This window comes from Pedobacter gandavensis (assembly GCF_032677645.1).
Classification (GTDB): Bacteria; Bacteroidota; Bacteroidia; order Sphingobacteriales; family Sphingobacteriaceae; genus Pedobacter; species Pedobacter gandavensis_A.
In genome coordinates this window covers 218,985-235,506 of record NZ_JAVTSB010000011.1, presented here as the reverse complement: position 1 = coordinate 235,506, position 16,522 = coordinate 218,985, and the positions used below count along the sequence as shown (strand labels likewise).

General features: G+C 40.1%; 18 protein-coding genes. 10 read left to right on the top strand and 8 right to left on the bottom strand.

What is annotated here, in order from left to right:
• Positions 1–18: 18 nt before the first annotated feature.
• On the bottom strand, positions 19–1,329 hold the full coding sequence (locus tag R2Q66_RS18915) for a Gfo/Idh/MocA family oxidoreductase (protein ID WP_316751953.1): 1,311 nt from the start codon (positions 1,327–1,329) through the stop codon (positions 19–21).
• A gap of 253 nt (positions 1,330–1,582) precedes the next feature.
• On the opposite strand from R2Q66_RS18915, the gene R2Q66_RS18910 reads away from it, so the two are divergent.
• Complete coding sequence (locus R2Q66_RS18910; protein ID WP_316751951.1) at positions 1,583–2,167, top strand: hypothetical protein; 585 nt, start codon at positions 1,583–1,585, stop codon at positions 2,165–2,167.
• A 68-nt stretch (positions 2,168–2,235) separates the two neighbouring features.
• Here the strand turns inward: R2Q66_RS18910 and R2Q66_RS18905 are convergent, their stop codons facing one another.
• Positions 2,236–3,060 (bottom strand): NAD(P)H-binding protein, encoded by an 825-nt coding sequence (locus R2Q66_RS18905; RefSeq protein ID WP_316751949.1) that lies wholly within the window; start codon positions 3,058–3,060, stop codon positions 2,236–2,238.
• Between the two features lie 64 nt (positions 3,061–3,124).
• The gene (locus R2Q66_RS18900; RefSeq protein ID WP_316751945.1) at positions 3,125–3,943 is read right to left on the bottom strand and encodes a helix-turn-helix domain-containing protein; all 819 of its coding nucleotides are present in this window, start codon (positions 3,941–3,943) and stop codon (positions 3,125–3,127) included.
• Between the two features lie 153 nt (positions 3,944–4,096).
• On the opposite strand from R2Q66_RS18900, the gene R2Q66_RS18895 reads away from it, so the two are divergent.
• Entirely contained in the window at positions 4,097–4,309 is a 213-nt protein-coding gene (locus R2Q66_RS18895; RefSeq protein ID WP_316751943.1) for a hypothetical protein, read from the top strand.
• A gap of 268 nt (positions 4,310–4,577) precedes the next feature.
• Positions 4,578–5,861, top strand: coding sequence for an erythromycin esterase family protein (locus R2Q66_RS18890; RefSeq protein ID WP_316751941.1), 1,284 nt, complete (start codon positions 4,578–4,580; stop codon positions 5,859–5,861).
• Positions 5,862–5,899: 38 nt separating this feature from the next.
• On the opposite strand, the gene R2Q66_RS18885 is transcribed toward R2Q66_RS18890, so the two are convergent.
• Positions 5,900–6,736: a DUF6266 family protein gene (locus tag R2Q66_RS18885; RefSeq protein WP_316751939.1), complete on the bottom strand. Its 837-nt coding sequence runs from the start codon at positions 6,734–6,736 to the stop codon at positions 5,900–5,902.
• 356 nt (positions 6,737–7,092) lie between these two features.
• Here R2Q66_RS18885 and R2Q66_RS18880 point away from each other — a divergent pair, with 356 nt between their 5' ends.
• The gene (locus tag R2Q66_RS18880; protein WP_316751937.1) at positions 7,093–8,904 is read left to right on the top strand and encodes a serine hydrolase; all 1,812 of its coding nucleotides are present in this window, start codon (positions 7,093–7,095) and stop codon (positions 8,902–8,904) included.
• A gap of 13 nt (positions 8,905–8,917) precedes the next feature.
• Here the strand turns inward: R2Q66_RS18880 and R2Q66_RS18875 are convergent, their stop codons facing one another.
• Complete coding sequence (locus R2Q66_RS18875) at positions 8,918–9,061, bottom strand: hypothetical protein (RefSeq protein ID WP_316751935.1); 144 nt, start codon at positions 9,059–9,061, stop codon at positions 8,918–8,920.
• 267 nt (positions 9,062–9,328) lie between these two features.
• Here R2Q66_RS18875 and R2Q66_RS18870 point away from each other — a divergent pair, with 267 nt between their 5' ends.
• Positions 9,329–9,778: an SRPBCC family protein gene (locus tag R2Q66_RS18870; RefSeq protein WP_316751933.1), complete on the top strand. Its 450-nt coding sequence runs from the start codon at positions 9,329–9,331 to the stop codon at positions 9,776–9,778.
• Positions 9,779–9,784: 6 nt separating this feature from the next.
• Here R2Q66_RS18870 and R2Q66_RS18865 read toward each other — a convergent pair whose 3' ends face one another.
• On the bottom strand, positions 9,785–10,432 hold the full coding sequence (locus tag R2Q66_RS18865; RefSeq protein WP_316751931.1) for an acetyltransferase: 648 nt from the start codon (positions 10,430–10,432) through the stop codon (positions 9,785–9,787).
• A 256-nt stretch (positions 10,433–10,688) separates the two neighbouring features.
• A complete protein-coding gene (locus R2Q66_RS18860) occupies positions 10,689–11,039 on the bottom strand; it encodes a DUF2200 domain-containing protein (protein ID WP_316751929.1) in 351 nt (116 codons plus the stop codon).
• 94 nt (positions 11,040–11,133) lie between these two features.
• Here R2Q66_RS18860 and R2Q66_RS18855 point away from each other — a divergent pair, with 94 nt between their 5' ends.
• Positions 11,134–11,355: a hypothetical protein gene (locus tag R2Q66_RS18855; RefSeq protein WP_316751926.1), complete on the top strand. Its 222-nt coding sequence runs from the start codon at positions 11,134–11,136 to the stop codon at positions 11,353–11,355.
• Positions 11,356–11,388: 33 nt separating this feature from the next.
• Here the strand turns inward: R2Q66_RS18855 and R2Q66_RS18850 are convergent, their stop codons facing one another.
• Positions 11,389–12,348, bottom strand: coding sequence for an alpha/beta hydrolase (locus tag R2Q66_RS18850; RefSeq protein WP_316751924.1), 960 nt, complete (start codon positions 12,346–12,348; stop codon positions 11,389–11,391).
• A 117-nt stretch (positions 12,349–12,465) separates the two neighbouring features.
• Here R2Q66_RS18850 and R2Q66_RS18845 point away from each other — a divergent pair, with 117 nt between their 5' ends.
• From R2Q66_RS18845 to R2Q66_RS18830, 4 genes are all read left to right on the top strand, one after another.
• Complete coding sequence (locus R2Q66_RS18845; protein ID WP_316751923.1) at positions 12,466–13,602, top strand: hypothetical protein; 1,137 nt, start codon at positions 12,466–12,468, stop codon at positions 13,600–13,602.
• 135 nt (positions 13,603–13,737) lie between these two features.
• The gene (locus R2Q66_RS18840; protein WP_316751921.1) at positions 13,738–14,763 is read left to right on the top strand and encodes an ABC transporter substrate-binding protein; all 1,026 of its coding nucleotides are present in this window, start codon (positions 13,738–13,740) and stop codon (positions 14,761–14,763) included.
• Entirely contained in the window at positions 14,763–15,755 is a 993-nt protein-coding gene (locus R2Q66_RS18835; RefSeq protein WP_316751919.1) for an iron ABC transporter permease, read from the top strand. Before R2Q66_RS18840 ends, R2Q66_RS18835 begins: the two co-directional genes overlap by 1 nt.
• On the top strand, positions 15,752–16,522 hold the full coding sequence (locus R2Q66_RS18830; RefSeq protein WP_316751917.1) for an ABC transporter ATP-binding protein: 771 nt from the start codon (positions 15,752–15,754) through the stop codon (positions 16,520–16,522). The genes R2Q66_RS18835 and R2Q66_RS18830 overlap by 4 nt, the downstream gene beginning before the upstream one ends.

Here is a 16,522-nt window from a genome sequence, read left to right as displayed (position 1 = left end):
GTACATTGCAGGCAGATCTTACACTCTCCATTCCTTTTTCATACTTCTCGTAGTTAACTGATTAGCTTCTTTATCATTATCGAATTTTTCCTTAACCGGATCCCATTTTAACGGACGTTTTAAAGTGTAAGCGATATTTGCCAAATTCCCTACAGTTGCAGTTCGGTGACCAGTTTCTACACTAGCAACCGTTTCTCCACGTTGTTGTATGGCATTAATAAAATCAAGATAGTGATTTGTGCTTACATAAACCTTTTTCTCCGACTCAGAAAATACGTGATCTTTTAAGTTTATTGGATCAGTTACCAAACTACCCCTTTGAACTTCTAATTTACCCTTACTTCCAATAATTTGTATTGCATTATTTTTGCCAAAATTCTCGTGCGTTACCTTAATTCCATTTGCATAGGTTAAGGATAAAAACGGTTGATCTTTGCCATTTGGTGGCGTGATAAGCTCAGGCCCACTTTTATCCATATCCAATCCCCATTGCACGATATCGAACATATGCGCGCCCCAATCCGTTACATCACCCCCACCTAAACCCTGATAATAACGCCATTTGGCCCAGTTAGATGGCTTTGCCAGCGTCGGATTAAGTAAATTATTATAATGCACATATTCATTCGGTCCCAGCCAAAAATTCCAATCTAAACCGGCCGGAACTTCTTCCTGAGGTAAGTCGTAAGGTAATGGTGCTCCCCCGATACTAACTTTGATGGACTGGATATCCCCCAAACAGCCATTCCTCATGATTAAAGCCGTTTTTCTGAATTCTTCATGGGAACGCTGCATGCTCCCGGTTTGGAAAACTCTTTTATATTTATTTGTCGCATTCACCATGGCCCTACCTTCCCCAATACTTAATGAAAGGGGTTTTTCGCAGTAAATATCTTTGCCTGCAGCCGCTGCTCTTACTGCAATAGGCGCATGCCAATGATCTGGCACTGCAATGACTACTGCATCAATGTCCTTACGGTTCAATAATGTTCTAAAATCGTCGTCTCTATAACAACTATTAGAAGAACCCGAGGCATTCCTGCCCGCGTAAAATTGGTTTACTTCATCCGCAAAAAGGTTCATTTTAGTTTTATGAACATCACAGGCGGCTAATATTCTGACCTTATCAATTCCCCTAAAGGAGTTAAATAACCCAAACGACTGCTTTCCTGTACCAATAAAACCCAATGCGATCTGATCGCTAGGTGCGATAAAACCAACACCCCCCAATACATGACGGGGAACAATCATAAAGCTGGACAAAATCGCAGCTCCCTTCAGGAAATCTCTTCTATTAATGCCTTTGGGCTTTTCTGGTTCAGAATTCATAAAAATTAGATTTAAAATAGGTTTACAAAAAAATTGCTCCAAATTTAATTGGATCACATTTAAAAATAACCACCCGACACCAACCAGACAATAGCGGATTATACTAAAATGATGGATTATGCTATCATTTTTACTCCTTTCTCATTTGGTCACCTGGATTGATTTGTAGAAATAATATAAATTAACAAACTTTTTTCTTTTCAGATTATGCTTAGAAGTAAGCAAGCCGTACCTTTGCGGAAAATTAAAAGACATGAGCGACTTCAAACCATACCCAGTATTAGAATACACTGTAAACCTAATTGAAAAGACCATCAGTGGTGCTAAAATTGAATATGCTTCTGCAAGCCTAGCAACATTGAAAGATGGTAATGACACCATAGATCTGGAACTGGATTTTGATAGCACTGGAAAATTGATAACCATCATTATTAAAGATCCAAAAGAGATTATCTATAGTGAAGATTTAATGGGCCCTTTAAATAATCTGGAGGAAAATGCTAAAGGAGAAATAAAGGCGGCATTAAAAGGTGTTACCGTTATCGTTAATGGTTTAGATGTAGCAACTAATATGATTTTCCAGGAAGTAAAAGACGAATTAGATCAGGTTAGTAACAGTTATGAATTTATAAGAAGTATCGAAAGAAAAGGAACAAAAGCTAAAAGCAGATTTAAATTTGGCAAACACCTTTTTGAATTAACGGTGATCAATGAACCAACTCAGGTTATTGTTACCGCAGAGTTCCCTGAGCCTTTTGATGCAACGATCAGAAAAACGATAGAAGCAGATGTATTAAAAGTACAAAGTGCAGTGTGTGCTGAATTCAAGTTCAGTTAAAATCAGCCTGCTATCCAGGTGATATTCATCAGATTATTGAATATCACCTGGCTTTACCACAAGCTACCTTACCAGATCTTCTCCGGGAGGCTCTCTTTTACAAACTGGCTAAAATCTTTTGGTTTTCTTCCCAGGGCATCTGTTACACCAGTGGTGATAAACTCATTACGTCCATCCAGAACTTCAGTAAACAGGTAAGCAAATAAATCAATGAATTCTTCGGGGACTTCATATTCCCGCATTTGAGCGACATACTCCGTTAAAGGGATATCATGGTATTCGATGGAGCGATTGCTAGCCCGGGCAATTTCATCAACAGCCTCCTTGAAACTCATCAGACGTGGACCGGTAAGCTCATAAACCTGCGCATTGTGCCGTTCTTCGGTAAGCGAGGCGACTACCACATCAGCAATATCATCAACATCCACAAATGGTTCTTTTACCCCCGCTACAGGCAGCGCAAAATAACCGGCTAAAATGGGTTCCAATAAAAAGCTTTCGCTAAAATTCTGATTGAACCAACTGGCCCTAACAATGGTCCATTTTAAACCACTTTCCATGACTAACTTTTCGCAACGCTGTGCCTCAGGTTCGCCACGGCCAGACAAAAGCACGACCTTTTGAACACCCGATTTTATGGCCATTTCCAGGAAAGCAGCGATAGATTCTTCTGAACCTTTAACCGCCAGATCTGGCTGAAAAGTGATATAAACACTCGAAATTTCTTTAAGCACCTCTTCCCAACTGGATTGATCCTCCCAATCAAATTTGGGCACAGCGCTGCGGGAGCCCTTTCTAACTGCAATATTTAAGGCCTCTAGTTTTTTGGCGACCCGACTTCCCGTCTTACCATTGGCTCCTAAAACCAATATTGTTTTTGAACTATTTTCCATGGTTTCTTTTTTTACTAAAACTATTGCTTTAGAAAAATAAAAAATAGAACAAAGCCGACAAAATTTAAAGGATCAATTCAGTAAGATTCTCCACCAATTCTGTAGAACGTTTTTGATATTGATGAGGAGATAACCCCGTAAACTCCTTGAAAGACCTGATAAAGTGCGATTGATCCGCATAATTATTTTCATAAGCAAGATCCGAAAGCTTATCAAACTGATTGGTCTGGAGTTGTTTTAAGGAAGATTGAAAACGACATATCCTGGAAAACAACTTCGGGCTAATCCCTACATACTCCTTAAACTTTCTTTCAAAGCTTCTTTCTGTAAGGCATAGTTCTTCCTGTAGCACTTTTAGGGAACTGGTGCCACCGGAATGTAGGAGTTGATCCAGGGCGAACTGTATCCCCCCTTCCTTTCCAGATCGTTTATCTTTAATTTTGCCTACCATAAAATGACTTAAGACTTCTATTTTCTGTGCGGTGGTGCAAACATCATTAAGTTTATCCGACAATGTAGACTCCTTTCGCGCAGAAAGTGCATCAAGTTCAAGACAGGAATCTGTTAGTAATTCCGCATTCAATCCAAATAATGAGTTTAAAGCGTTAGGATGAAGACAAACGCCCAGCGTATCAAAATCACCAGTCATAGAAATCTCCGAAGGCCTGGTGGATTGTCCGAACAAAAACAAGCTGGGTAATAATTTTTGATCCCGAACCAGTTTCCCTTTACTATTTTCCTGAAAAACAATTCCCGGACAGCCGTCTGCAATAGTCCTAAGGGTCTTTTCAGCTGTTGGAAGCCCCACATCGGTTTCCAATTTATAAAAATACCTGACATAGGGTTTCAATATTTCGGAAGGTAAGTAGGTCTGAAAATTCATAGCCTTGAATATTACTTCGGTATATTTGGTTCTCTCTAAGATACCAAAACGGATGCTAAAAATCATGCTAATTTTAATCTATACGATGTGGATAAGTTAGGCGCTATAAAACTATAAGTTCTTAATATCTTTACTCCCATGAAAATCGGGGTAATGATCATATTTGCTTTTTTAGTTTTTGGAACAGGCTATTATGTAGGCGTTATCCTGGAGTCTCCCCTGGTTGCTGCCGCAATCGGAATTATCATGATTTCTTTATTTTTCTGGAACCGCATCAGTCGCTCCAAAAAAGCAGCTCAAAGGAAGCATAGAGAACGTATGTTCCTATCACATATGAGAATGACTCATAAAAATCAATGGCATTAAAATATTAAGCTCTCAAAGTTAAAATCAATATGACTTTTCCTGGAAAACTCCTGTTTACAGTATTATTACTAATCCCTGTTTTATTCCTTTCCTGCAAAAAGAAGAAACCATCCCATCCGGATGAAGAACCACATGGTGGACAGTCCATATTCAATGATCATAATAGCGGAAATTTACCCACTGAAATATACCAAACCAGTTATCAGGAACTAAAAAATTAACCCGGGCAAAACAAACCTGTTGCAGCATTTGTCATCAACTATAGAAAATGGCTTATCGAATCAAATACTTCCTCATTGCCTTACTTTCAGTGAGCTGTAGCACGAATAATCTCTTTGCGCAAAAAACCAATAATTTAGTTAATGCCATCAATGAGCAACTAATTCCATTAAAGACAGTTTCTGATGAGCTGGATTTCATGGATTTTGCCCCATTAAATGCAATATTAAAAGACAAGCAAGTTATCGCCCTCGGCGAAGCCACTCATGGCACCCACGAATTCTTTCTGTATAAACAGCGGATGTTAGCTTATTTGGTGAAACAACAAGGGGTCAAAACGATTGTCCTGGAAGCTGACTTCTCTGGGAGCCAGGTGATGAATGATTACCTGATAAATGGTAAAGGTACTGCAGCACAATGTCTCCTTGGAATGGGGTTTTATGGTGTCAGTCAGGAGTTTCTTGACTTAGTTCATTGGTTAAAATCTTACAATGATACACAGTCCACTGAAAACAAAGTGAGCCTGTATGGTTGTGATATGCAGTATCCGGTATTTGCTGCCAATAAAATAAAAGATTATTTACTACAAAAAAACCTGCTTACTTCAGACCTGAAGGCAGGATTTGATGCCATGAACAAATATTACCCTGGCTTAACGAAAAATGAAAAAATGGCAATCCACAATACGATTGCTAATTTATCTGCTCTTAAATTTGAAGACCCGGATGTAGCTAAAAATCCCCTATACGAGCGCGACCTAAGACTATTACAACAATTTATCGGGCTTACTGATTCCCAATCAAAGCTATACGGATCAAAGGCAGCTATCCGTGATCAATATATGGCTGAAAATTGTGACTGGATTTACAATTACACGAAGCAAAATAAGATGATGCTTTGGGAGCATAATCAGCACATTTCCAAATCAAAAAACAACTCTGGTCAGGTTCCCATGGGTAATTTCCTGGCAGATACACTAAAGGATAAATATTATGCGATAGGCTTTGATTTTTACAAGGGCAAAATGAGGTCCTTTGATGTCACATCAATGAAAAAAGTGGATGTTGAGTTACCTCAGGCAAAAGATGGTTCAAGCGGAGCAATCTTTGCACAATGCAGCGCACCAAATTTCATTCTTGATTTTAAAACGGCCGTAGTAAACCCGATAGTTAGCGAATTTTTAAACACTAAACTACAATCATCTGCTTATGGTGCTGATTTTAAGGAAGGACAAGCCCCTTTTTACATCAAACATAAGCTAATGGAGTCTTATGACGCCATCATTTTCATCAAAGAAACAAGTCCCGCAACAGATATGAAATCTGCGAACTAAAACCTAGTAAAGTTTCCAAACCGAAATACGATTTGATTTTAGGAGGGTTTCCCCGGCATATGTGCCAGTTTATCCCTTAAAACCTGGTATTCTTTTTCCAGGTGCCGGAAGGCTTTGCTTCCAATGACTCCCTCCGCGTAGTCCATCTTTTTCTTTTCATAATCCGCAGCAACCTGAACAAAACGCGCTTTAATCCCTGTGTATTTCTCTTTTTCTGCTTTTTCAAGCGGACTATCCGGAGCACCATTTAGATTTCCTAAATAGGCACTATCAGAGATTAATTTCTCATTGGAAGATTTAAAGCAGACGTAAACTTCCATTTGTTCCTTCAGCATCCAGTCTTTGTCCAACGGAATGAAACAGCTCCCATCCCCTCTTCTGCCAGCATTCAGAAAGGTACTTGCCCGTTTTCTTGTTGGGTGACTAACCAGTACCATCATAATATCATCGAGAGCGCTATGCTCCTCCATCCCGGAATCCCAGCTTAACTGCAGGCCATCTGCTGCTTTACTGACTTTCAGATCTGTTGCCATTTCCAATAATCCCCGGCTCAATACAACTTTACTATAATCGACCTTAATATTAGGATAATCGCCTGTTAAAGCCTGTTTTTTGTTATAGGAAGTCGCCAGATTGTGCGGGTTTTTAACCGACCCTGCTGATTCCATCTTAAAACTGACATTGATAAAATCCTTCATCGGTTTCAGTAGTTCCATCGCCACCGACATTTCCTGACGATTGGCCTTTTGTTTTAGACTTACTTTACCTGGTTTACCGTTAGAACGGCACACCGGCTGCCCTTTTAACATATAGAAAATCGTATTGCCTATTTTCCCGGAAGGATGTCCAAAAGGACCTGGTTTGCATATTGCCATGATATTTAGCGTTAGTTCGTCTGAATTGACTGCTAACCAAGATACAGACAAACTTTAGTATATCCTATGAATCCCCTATAAAGTTACTAATTTTATTAGCAACCCTACAAAAACCTCCTACCCCTCTAAATCAAGGTTTTCAGGCCATTTTGCCCAACAAAGCCCTAGAAACATACAGCAAAATTCGCAAAAGAACTTACAATTTTAAAAGCTCATCATCCATTGTATTGCTCAAAATCCGCCCATGGCCAATACTAAAACAGCTTATTTTAACAAATAAGTTGTAACCCTGACTACTGTTTACGAGTCTCACGATTATTAAAACCACAACCTACCCTTATTTTCAACGAAAAACCATGAAATACCTCTTTACCTTATGCTTATTAGCAGCTACTCAGTTTACAAGCTTTGCGCAGGACTCCAATAAACCAACTGATGCCCGTCTGGCGGGAATAGACACCTTACTCAATAGAATATTAAAAGATCAACATGTAGCTGGCTTCTCTGTGGCTATAATTGATGGCGATCAGGTAATTTATAGCAAAGGATTTGGTTATAGAGATGTGAAAAACAAGAAACCAGTGACTACAAACACCCTATTTGCCGTCGGATCAACCACTAAAGCATTTACTGCCGGAGTGTTGGGAATGTTGGAAAAAGAAGGAAAGCTCTCCCTTGATGGCAATGCCGTTTCTTATCTACCGCAATTGCGTTTTATTAATGACCAGATGAATAACCAGATTACCGTACGGGATCTGATGACGCACCGTACAGGGATTTCCCGCTACGATATGTCCTGGTTTATCTTTAATACCAGTAATCGCGATAGCCTGATTAAAAGAGTGAGGTATATGCAGCCAAGTGCTGGTGTCCGGGAAAAATGGCAATACAACAATTTCATGTATTTAGCCCAGGGCATGATTGCTGAAAAACTAACCGGAAAAACCTGGGAACAAAACATAAAAGAGCGCTTCTTTTTACCCCTGGAAATGAGTCATTCGACAACCTCTTTAGCGGAATTTCAGAAAGATCCTGACGCTTCTCTACCCTACACCTATGATGGAAAAGAGATCAAAGCAGTAGATTATTATGATATTGATGGTATGGGCCCGGCCGGAAGCATCAATAGTAGCGCGAACGACATGGCCAATTGGGTGAAATTATGGATCTCAAAAGGCAGTTATAAAGGGAAAGAGATTTTACCGCCGGCTTATATTACAGCAGCCTCCAGTTCTCAGATGGTGATGAATGATGGATTGCCAGATACAGAAAATGACATTTATACGGATAATTACGGCTTAGGCTGGATGATCAGCTCTTACAGAGGTCATTACAAAGTAGAGCATGGTGGAAATATTGACGGCTTTAGTGCCAGTGTTTCCTTTTTCCCTACTGATAAACTTGGTGTGGTCATATTAACGAATCAAAGTGGCTCTGAAGTACCAGGAATTGTGCTGAATAGTATTTCCGATCGGTTATTCCAATTAAAACCTATTGACTGGAACGCTAGAATCGTTAAGAAGAATGAAACGAACGCTGCAAAAGCGAAGCAGCTGAAAAAAGCCGCAGATTTAAAGCTTATTCCAAACACAAAACCTTCCCATCTTTTAAAAGATTATGCCGCAGTATTCAGCAATCCCGGATATGGAGAGATCAACATTTCTCTAAAAAATGATACGCTATTTGCAAAAATGGGAAAATACAATACCTGGTTAAAGCACAATCATTACGATGTTTTTGAGGTAAAGGATGTCAATAAAGACGGAAGCGCAGATACCGCAGCAAGCAGTTTAAAGTTTAATTTTAGTACAGATATGGATGGTAAAATAGCAGGCTTGTCCGGTACATTTGAACGGGATATTCAGCCTATAGTGTTTACCATGAGCCCTAAACTGATTAACCTGGATATCAAAACGCTGGAACAATATACCGGAGAATACATGATGGGAAAGGTGCCTGTTAAAGTCTCTCTCAGGGAAAAAATTCTGTATGTATTTGTACCGGGACAATCAGATTATGAAACCCTTGCCTTAGGCGATCATACTTTTAGAATAAAGACTTTGGACGGTTTTAGCTTAAAGTTTGAGGTTAAAGACAAGAACAAGGCTGAATCTATGACGTTTATCCAACCTAATGGTTCTTTTAAAGCCATTAGGAAAGCAAAATAAGGTTCTTTAGATATTAATGAAAAGCTGCAGGCAGGATTTCTTCAATGATGACCTGTTGCAGCTTTTCTGGTTCAGAATTAAAAACGGTATGTCCGGATTTTTCAAACCAGAACATGGCTTTCTTTGGCGCTTTTAAAGCCTTATAATAATCGGCCACCAGGTAATGGGATTTCTGGATTATTCGTTACCGCCTGCTTCCACATTGGAACCCAGATGGCTAACCATGGATGACACCTATCAAACATGGTCTCAAACACCCCCTAAGATTGTCTTATTTTAACGCGGTTAAAACCAATTATTCCTGGCAACTTTATACTGCCGGGAAAACAGATCAAAAATGTTCCCCGGAAAATTGGAGCAGCGACCAACGAAAAACGGGCGAAACCGAAAAGCCAGACGAGTAGGAAACTAAAAACAATACATCATGTCGGATAACAGTGTTTCTCTCCATAGAGTGCTTAAAGCAACTCCGGAAAAAGTATATCGCGCATTCACTCAAGCCCTGGCAATTGCTTCCTGGCTTCCTCCATATGGCTTTCTTTGTACGGTTCATGAAATGACTGTAAAAACTGGTGGGATCTTCCGAATGTCCTTTCTGAATTTCTCTACCGGTAATGGTCATTCCTTCGGTGGAACATACCTGGAGCTCAAACCCAATGAGTTTCTGAAATACACCGATAAGTTTAATGATCCCAATCTTCCAGGGGAGATGATTACCTCTGTTTGGTTGCGAAAAACCATCGTTGGTACGGAAATAAAAATCACACAGGAAGGAATTCCCGAAATGATCCCTGTAGAAATGTGCTATTTGGGTTGGCAGGAATCCCTGGAGAAGCTGGCAAAATTAGTAGAGCCTGAGATACCTGATGCCTGATAACTATTAGTGCTGAAAGTAGTAGTTTTTTTTCTTTATAATTGCCGGAACCCCGGCAGTCAGGGTATGGTGTGGTGTATTCTTGGTTACAACGGCTCCAGCAGCGATGGTGACATAATTCCCTACAACCACCCCTGGCAATATAACTGCTCCTGATCCAATGTGCGTAAAATTACCAACCTTACAATGCCCCAAAATAATCGCGCCAGGAGATATTTCAACAAACTTCCCGATCACCACATCATGGTTGATCAGGCTATCATAGTAAATCATGGTTCCCATCCCTATTTCAACACTATTGGAGATTTTTACACCGGCCAAAATATTGCAACCCTCGCCTATATTTACATCATAGTGCCCTACATCTATCTTCTGACTAATGGTAGCCGTTAATACCCCACCTAAGGCTATAAACTTATGATACATTTTACCTCTTAAATTAGGGTTTCCAATCCCAATTGAAAACCTGTTATCAACGTTTAACAAGTATTGCCTGGCAGCCTCCATAGAGTTTATGATTGGGAACTCCCCAAATAATTTATCTTCAGTATCGGTATTTAAATCATCATAAAAAACCAAATGATTTAGTTCATTATTTTCATGAAGAATTCCCAACACATCCTTAGCAAACCCTTTAGCTCCTATTATTAACATAATCGATTTTGATGACAATTAACATTTAAAATAGAGCGCTAATTATTTGACATTTCAGTATCAGGGAAAAATGTACTTACAAGGCCTGAAATAGCCTTTCCATAACTTTACCACTTGGAAATTGAAAACGTAAAAGCCTGGCTGATTGATATTAAATTTGCAAACGATCAGAATTTGATAGCTGGCAAGAAATATTGACTTCGGGATAAACAACAGGTAAAGCATGCCGTTTGTTTTACCCTATTTTTAACCCCCTTTACTTCCGAAGAATCTTATCCATCGCTTTTCCTTTAGCCAATTCATCAATCAGCTTATCCAGATAACGTATTTTTTGCATGAGCTCCTCCTCGATTTCTTCGACACGATAACCGCAAATTACACCGGTAATTTTTGAAACATTTGGATTTAATTGCGGTGCCTGCGCAAAAAAGGTTTCAAAATCGGTTTTGTTATCGATAACCTCTTGTAGTCCTTGTTGATCATAACCTGTCAGCCAGAATATGATTTCATCTACCTCATCTTTTGTCCGTCCTTTTTTCTCTGCTTTTTGAATGTAATGCGGATACACACCTGCAAAAGACATTTTATATACTCTTGTATTGTTCATTTTAAGGGTTGCTAACTTTCAATTTATTCATTTTTCCGGAGAACTAAAAATAGGGAAAGCGAATCAGGTATTCCTAATTAAGGCAGGAATTTTTATGGAGTACTTCTATGTTTTTAAATCCCACCTTACGAAAGCGGGTCTGGGCGTCTCCATATTACCATTATCACTAAAAAAACAATACGATTCCTTAAAAGTATCCTTTATTGAACTCATAGATATTCCAGTGAATACCGAGGTTGTGGTCGCGTATAAATCAAGTAATAAAAATCCAGCATTGCAATGGTTTATTGACAATTATAGTAGCAAAAACGACTAAAACATGGAGAATCCGGTGCGGTATGAGTAAACCTTATTTGTTCATGATTTCATCTACGCTATTCAAAAACTTTCCTTGTTGATCTACAAAAGGATAATGGGAGCAATTTTCTATGGCGTAAAAATTCGAAGAGCCCGTGATCTTTTTTAAATCTGATAGTTGTTTCTTAGAGAAAACACCATCTTGAAGTCCATAAATAGCCGAAAGCTTTATCTTTTTATTTAGGAGGTCTTTTAGAATGGGCTTCGTGTCAATATTGACCCGTGATTCATTTTCATAAAACAGTAGCGGAGCTTTATCATTACGAATATTGGATTTGGAGAAGCTACTGTTCTCATACTGCTTATCCACTCTTTTTGATGCTTCGGTCGGTGCAGGCATTTTGAAGAAGCCATTGTGCGATGCCACCTCATAAGTCTGTTTCCGATAAACTGCACTTCGCTTGTCAAAGGATTTAATATTGGAAATCTTTTTAAGGATTGCTGTGTCCTTTTTTTGCGTTGCAATTTTTAGACTAGTATTAAGTATATGGTCATAAGATTCCTGTTGCGAAAACAGCCCCCCAACTAAAATGAGCCGCTCTACTTTTTCGGGAAAGGTGTTTGCAAACATGGTGGAAACCAGACCACCGAAACTGTGCCCTAAAAGACTCACTTTTGCTAATCCGTATTTTTTCATCAGACCATTCAGATCTATACCGGCCTCATCAAATGTCAGTTTTGCACCAGGATCAGCAGACCGCCCTTCACCTCTTCGATCATATACGATTACATAATAACCCCTCTCTGAGAGCGCTGCTGCAGTGGTTCCTTCAAATAAGGTGGAATTACCCCGGGGGCCACCATGTACATATATTAAAGCCGGATTCCCTTTTTCACCATAGGCTTTCGAATATATTTGTTGAGCAATTGTTCTTTGGGGTTTGACAGATAAAACGGCAATAAAAAGAACCAGTGTTATTTTAAATTTGAGGTTAGTTATGCGATTGCACATACAGGAAAGGCTAGACATTTGATGATGAATTCTGCTTTAAAAACTTGGTGAAGATAGGATTAAACTCATAATTTTTTGGGGTGTTCCCAATAAATTATACCTTTCCGGAAAAAACTGATGAAGAAAACCAACCTACTAATTCTATCCCTTTTTATTGCCAATTTCAGTTACGCACAAACCACATTAATGGATAGTTTAATTCAAAAAAACTACTCCAGCTTTAAAAAAAACAATAACAACGCTTTCGAAGGTAAAGGCTGGACTATCCTACAGGATGAGATCAGCAAAAGCAATTCTGTTTTATTGGGTGAATCTCATTTCTCCAATGAAATCCCTTACTTCACCAACGCGGTTGTCAACAACAATAAATTCGATAACTACATTCTGGAAATAGATCCATATACGGTAAACACCATAACGACAAAAATAAAATCCTTATCCCCTGCTGAACTCGACAAATTCCGTAAGGAATCCGGTTCGGCATTATCTTTTATGCAGGGTGAAGCCGAGTTCGAAATGTTCGCAAACATCATTAAGCATAACATTAAACCTTATGGAGCAGAACAAATCAGTTTATTTTCGGACAAGTTGCTCCTTTCAGAATTGAGTAAACAATCCAAAAATGCTAAAGCAAAGGAAATTTACGCGCAGATGATCGCTGCTTCCAGTGCTTTTGACACGAAAAAAAACACCACCTTCTATTTGTTCTCTGAGGATTTTTTAGCAAAAACAAACGCATTAGCTGCGCTGAATTTATCAGCCAATGAAAAAGAGCAATTGGAAGCGCTAAAATTAAGCAGGGAACTATATATGACCAGAATTCATCCTTTAAGGATTCAATACCTGAAACACCTGGTTCTTGAAAAACTCCCTGAATGGAAAGACAAGAAGAACCTGTTCAAATTTGGCGCTGTTCACCTACCTAAAGGCGAGAGTTTAAAGGAAATATTTGATGTCGGTAACCTTGTTTCCAATATTGAAGATGCAAACTATCGGAAGTCGCTCCACATTATGATCATTGGAAAAGAAGAAAGTGAAACATTGGCTGATTTAGAGGAATACAAACCTTTCCTAAAGGTCGTAAAAGATGACAATTGGTATGCTTACGATTTAAGGCCTTTAAAACAAGCGATCTCTAAAAATAAACTTAAAGTAGATGGCCTGGAACTGGAAAGAATCATCAAAGGCTACGACTATTTCATTTTCATTCCAAACCTTACTAAAACCCCGAAAACAGGAAAAATAGACCATTAAAACTGGTTAAGAGTCGGCTGCCTCACAGCAAGCCGACTTGCTAAAACCCTCATTTACAGCACCAAAATCCGGATTCTAAATCCGCTCTAATCTTCTGCTTATCCTATTCACAGGCGCTGATTATATAATTGTAATATGAAAAAACCATATTTCAGCTATATATTCTGTTTCCTCACCCTCGCTTCCCTATTGAGCGCCTGCCAATCCAAACAGGCAGATCAAAGTGGAAAGACCTACCCTATCCTTGCCGTAGATGCCTCCGGCGATACCATCCGACTTACAAAACCTGCACAAAGGGTAGTTTCCCTGGTACCAGCTGCACTTGATGCACTCTATATGCTTCAGGCAGATTCTGCTATCGTTGGGATTCCCAACCGCATTTATACCGACCCAAACGTCTATCCATACTTCTCAAAAATTGATGTCCGCATTAAAAACAAGCTGATTCCTACCCCTACTTTAACAGAAAGCGGTATGAACATGGAAACGATCATCAAGCTGAACCCGGACCTTGTCATCATCCCTTCGAACAACACCGACGCCATCCAGATGCTGAAAGAACTGGGGATTGCCGTATTCGGCATCAGCTCACAAAACTTCGGAGAGCTCAACCTGGAGGTACTTAATCTTGGAATCCTACTTGGAAAAGAAGCCAGGGCAAAAGAACTGATCGCCTTCAGTCAGGGGAAAATCGAAGAATTAAAGAAAATAAACAAAGACATTACCGATAAGAAAACCATTTATTACGCCTGGTCTGGTGGCCGGATTTACTCCACAACAGGCAGGAAAGGACTGATCAATGACTGTTTTGAAATGGCCGGACTAGAAAATGCCTGCCCATACGAAATTGATGCACCCAATATATCTCCGGAAACCCTCATCAGCTGGAATCCAGACATCATGTTACTTTGGAATACTGATGAAAGTGTATTATATGGTAAAAAAGAACTTTCCTCACTGGATGCGCTGAAGCAAAAACGGGTCTTCAATCTTAGTCCGCCATTCTTATACGATCCACATACCCTTAAAATTGTACTGGCCTCTATCGCCATTCATCATTACAGTTACCCAACCGCAGCTGCCAATAACCTTAGCGAAGCGCAGCTGGAGATTCTATCTGCCTTATATGGTCCGGAAAAAGCTAAACTAATCTTACAATAATGCGTCGTATATTCATCAATTTCATCATTTATGGGCTGCCCATTCCGGTAATCATCATTTCATTACTAATTGGCTCATCCGACAACATTGGCATCGCCGCATTTTGGGATTGGATCAGGAGCCTGGTCGATAGCAGCCATCCAAGTCCGATGGTTGTGGAAAACGTGATCTACAACATCCGCTTGCCCAGAGCATTGATGACATTCCTTGTCGGTGCGGCATTGGCTACTGCCGGCGGCGTACTGCAAGCAATCTTCAGAAACCCATTGGTAGACCCATATATCCTGGGAATCTCTTCAGGCGCAGCATTTGGCGCTTCACTGGCGATATTAGTACCCCTATTGTCTATTCACATCACCGCATTTATTTTCGGGGCCGCAGCCGTTTCCCTGACTTATATCTTTGGCTACACCAAAAACTCCTCTTCGATTACTATAATCCTGGCGGGAATGATTGTATCGGGCTTATTTTCCGCCAGTCTGGCCCTGGTTCAGTACCTCAGTGACCCTTTCAAATTACAGGCCATCATCCAATGGACGATGGGAAGTTTACACCTGAGTTCCTGGCATAAAGTACAGCAAAGCGTGCTTCCCATATCTTTAGGACTCCTCGGCTTGTATTTAATCCGCTGGAAGCTCAACCTCCTTTCTCTTGGAGATGATGAAGCCCGGGCGGTGGGTGTGAATCCTACCACGATCAAAATCATTGCGGTTTTACTGGCCACTATTGTTACGGCAGTTGCAGTGGCGAGTGCCGGTATCATCAGTTTATATGGTCTTTTTGTACCCCACATTACCCGCATGCTGGTGGGTGCGAGTAATACCAAAACCACGCCGGCAAACATCTTCTTTGGCGGTACTTTTCTGCTGATCATCGACAACTTTTGCAGAACGGTATTTCCCTACGAAATTCCGATTGGCATTTTTACGATGATCATCGGTGCGCCCTTTTTTATATTCCTTATCAAGAAACGAAAAATCAACTGGTCATGAGTGTAGCTGCGATAAACATAGAAAATGTGTCCTATTCTATTCAAGGAAGAACGATACTCGATAACGTTTCCCTTTCCCTGGCTGCCAATCAGTTTAGCGTCATACTAGGCCGGAATGGTTGCGGGAAATCAACGCTATTCAACCTGATTACGGGTAAATATCCTTATGCCTCAGGTCAGATTGACCTCCTGGGGAAAGAGCGCTCCGGCATCCCACAAAAGAGCCTGGCGAAAACGATTGGATTCCTTCCTCAGTTTCACCAAAGCGTATTTCCCTTTTCAGTATTCGATGTGATCCTCACCGGAAGAGCCGCCTTTTACAGGTTTGGTCCTTCGGCTAAAGACCGTGAAATCGTCCTGCAAACACTCGAAAACATGGGGATAGCACACCTGAAAGACAAATCGTATACTGACCTCTCCGGAGGAGAACGCCAATTGGTATTGATCAGTCGCGTGATGGCACAAGGACCAGAAATACTGGTTTTGGATGAACCGACCAATCATTTGGACCTCCATTTCCAGACCTTGGTTTTAGAAAAGTTAAAGACTTATTCCCGCAGCGGTCATACGGTGATCTGTATCATGCACGATCCGAATATGGCCAATATCTACGCGGATCATACTTATTTCATCAAAAATCAGAAGGCTTATGACAGCACATTATTGAAAGCTGAAAGCGATTCGGGGAACATCTACGAAGACCTTTACGATACGCCATTGATGCAAATCCAGGTCAAAGACAAGACCATTATTATCCCACAATTCTAA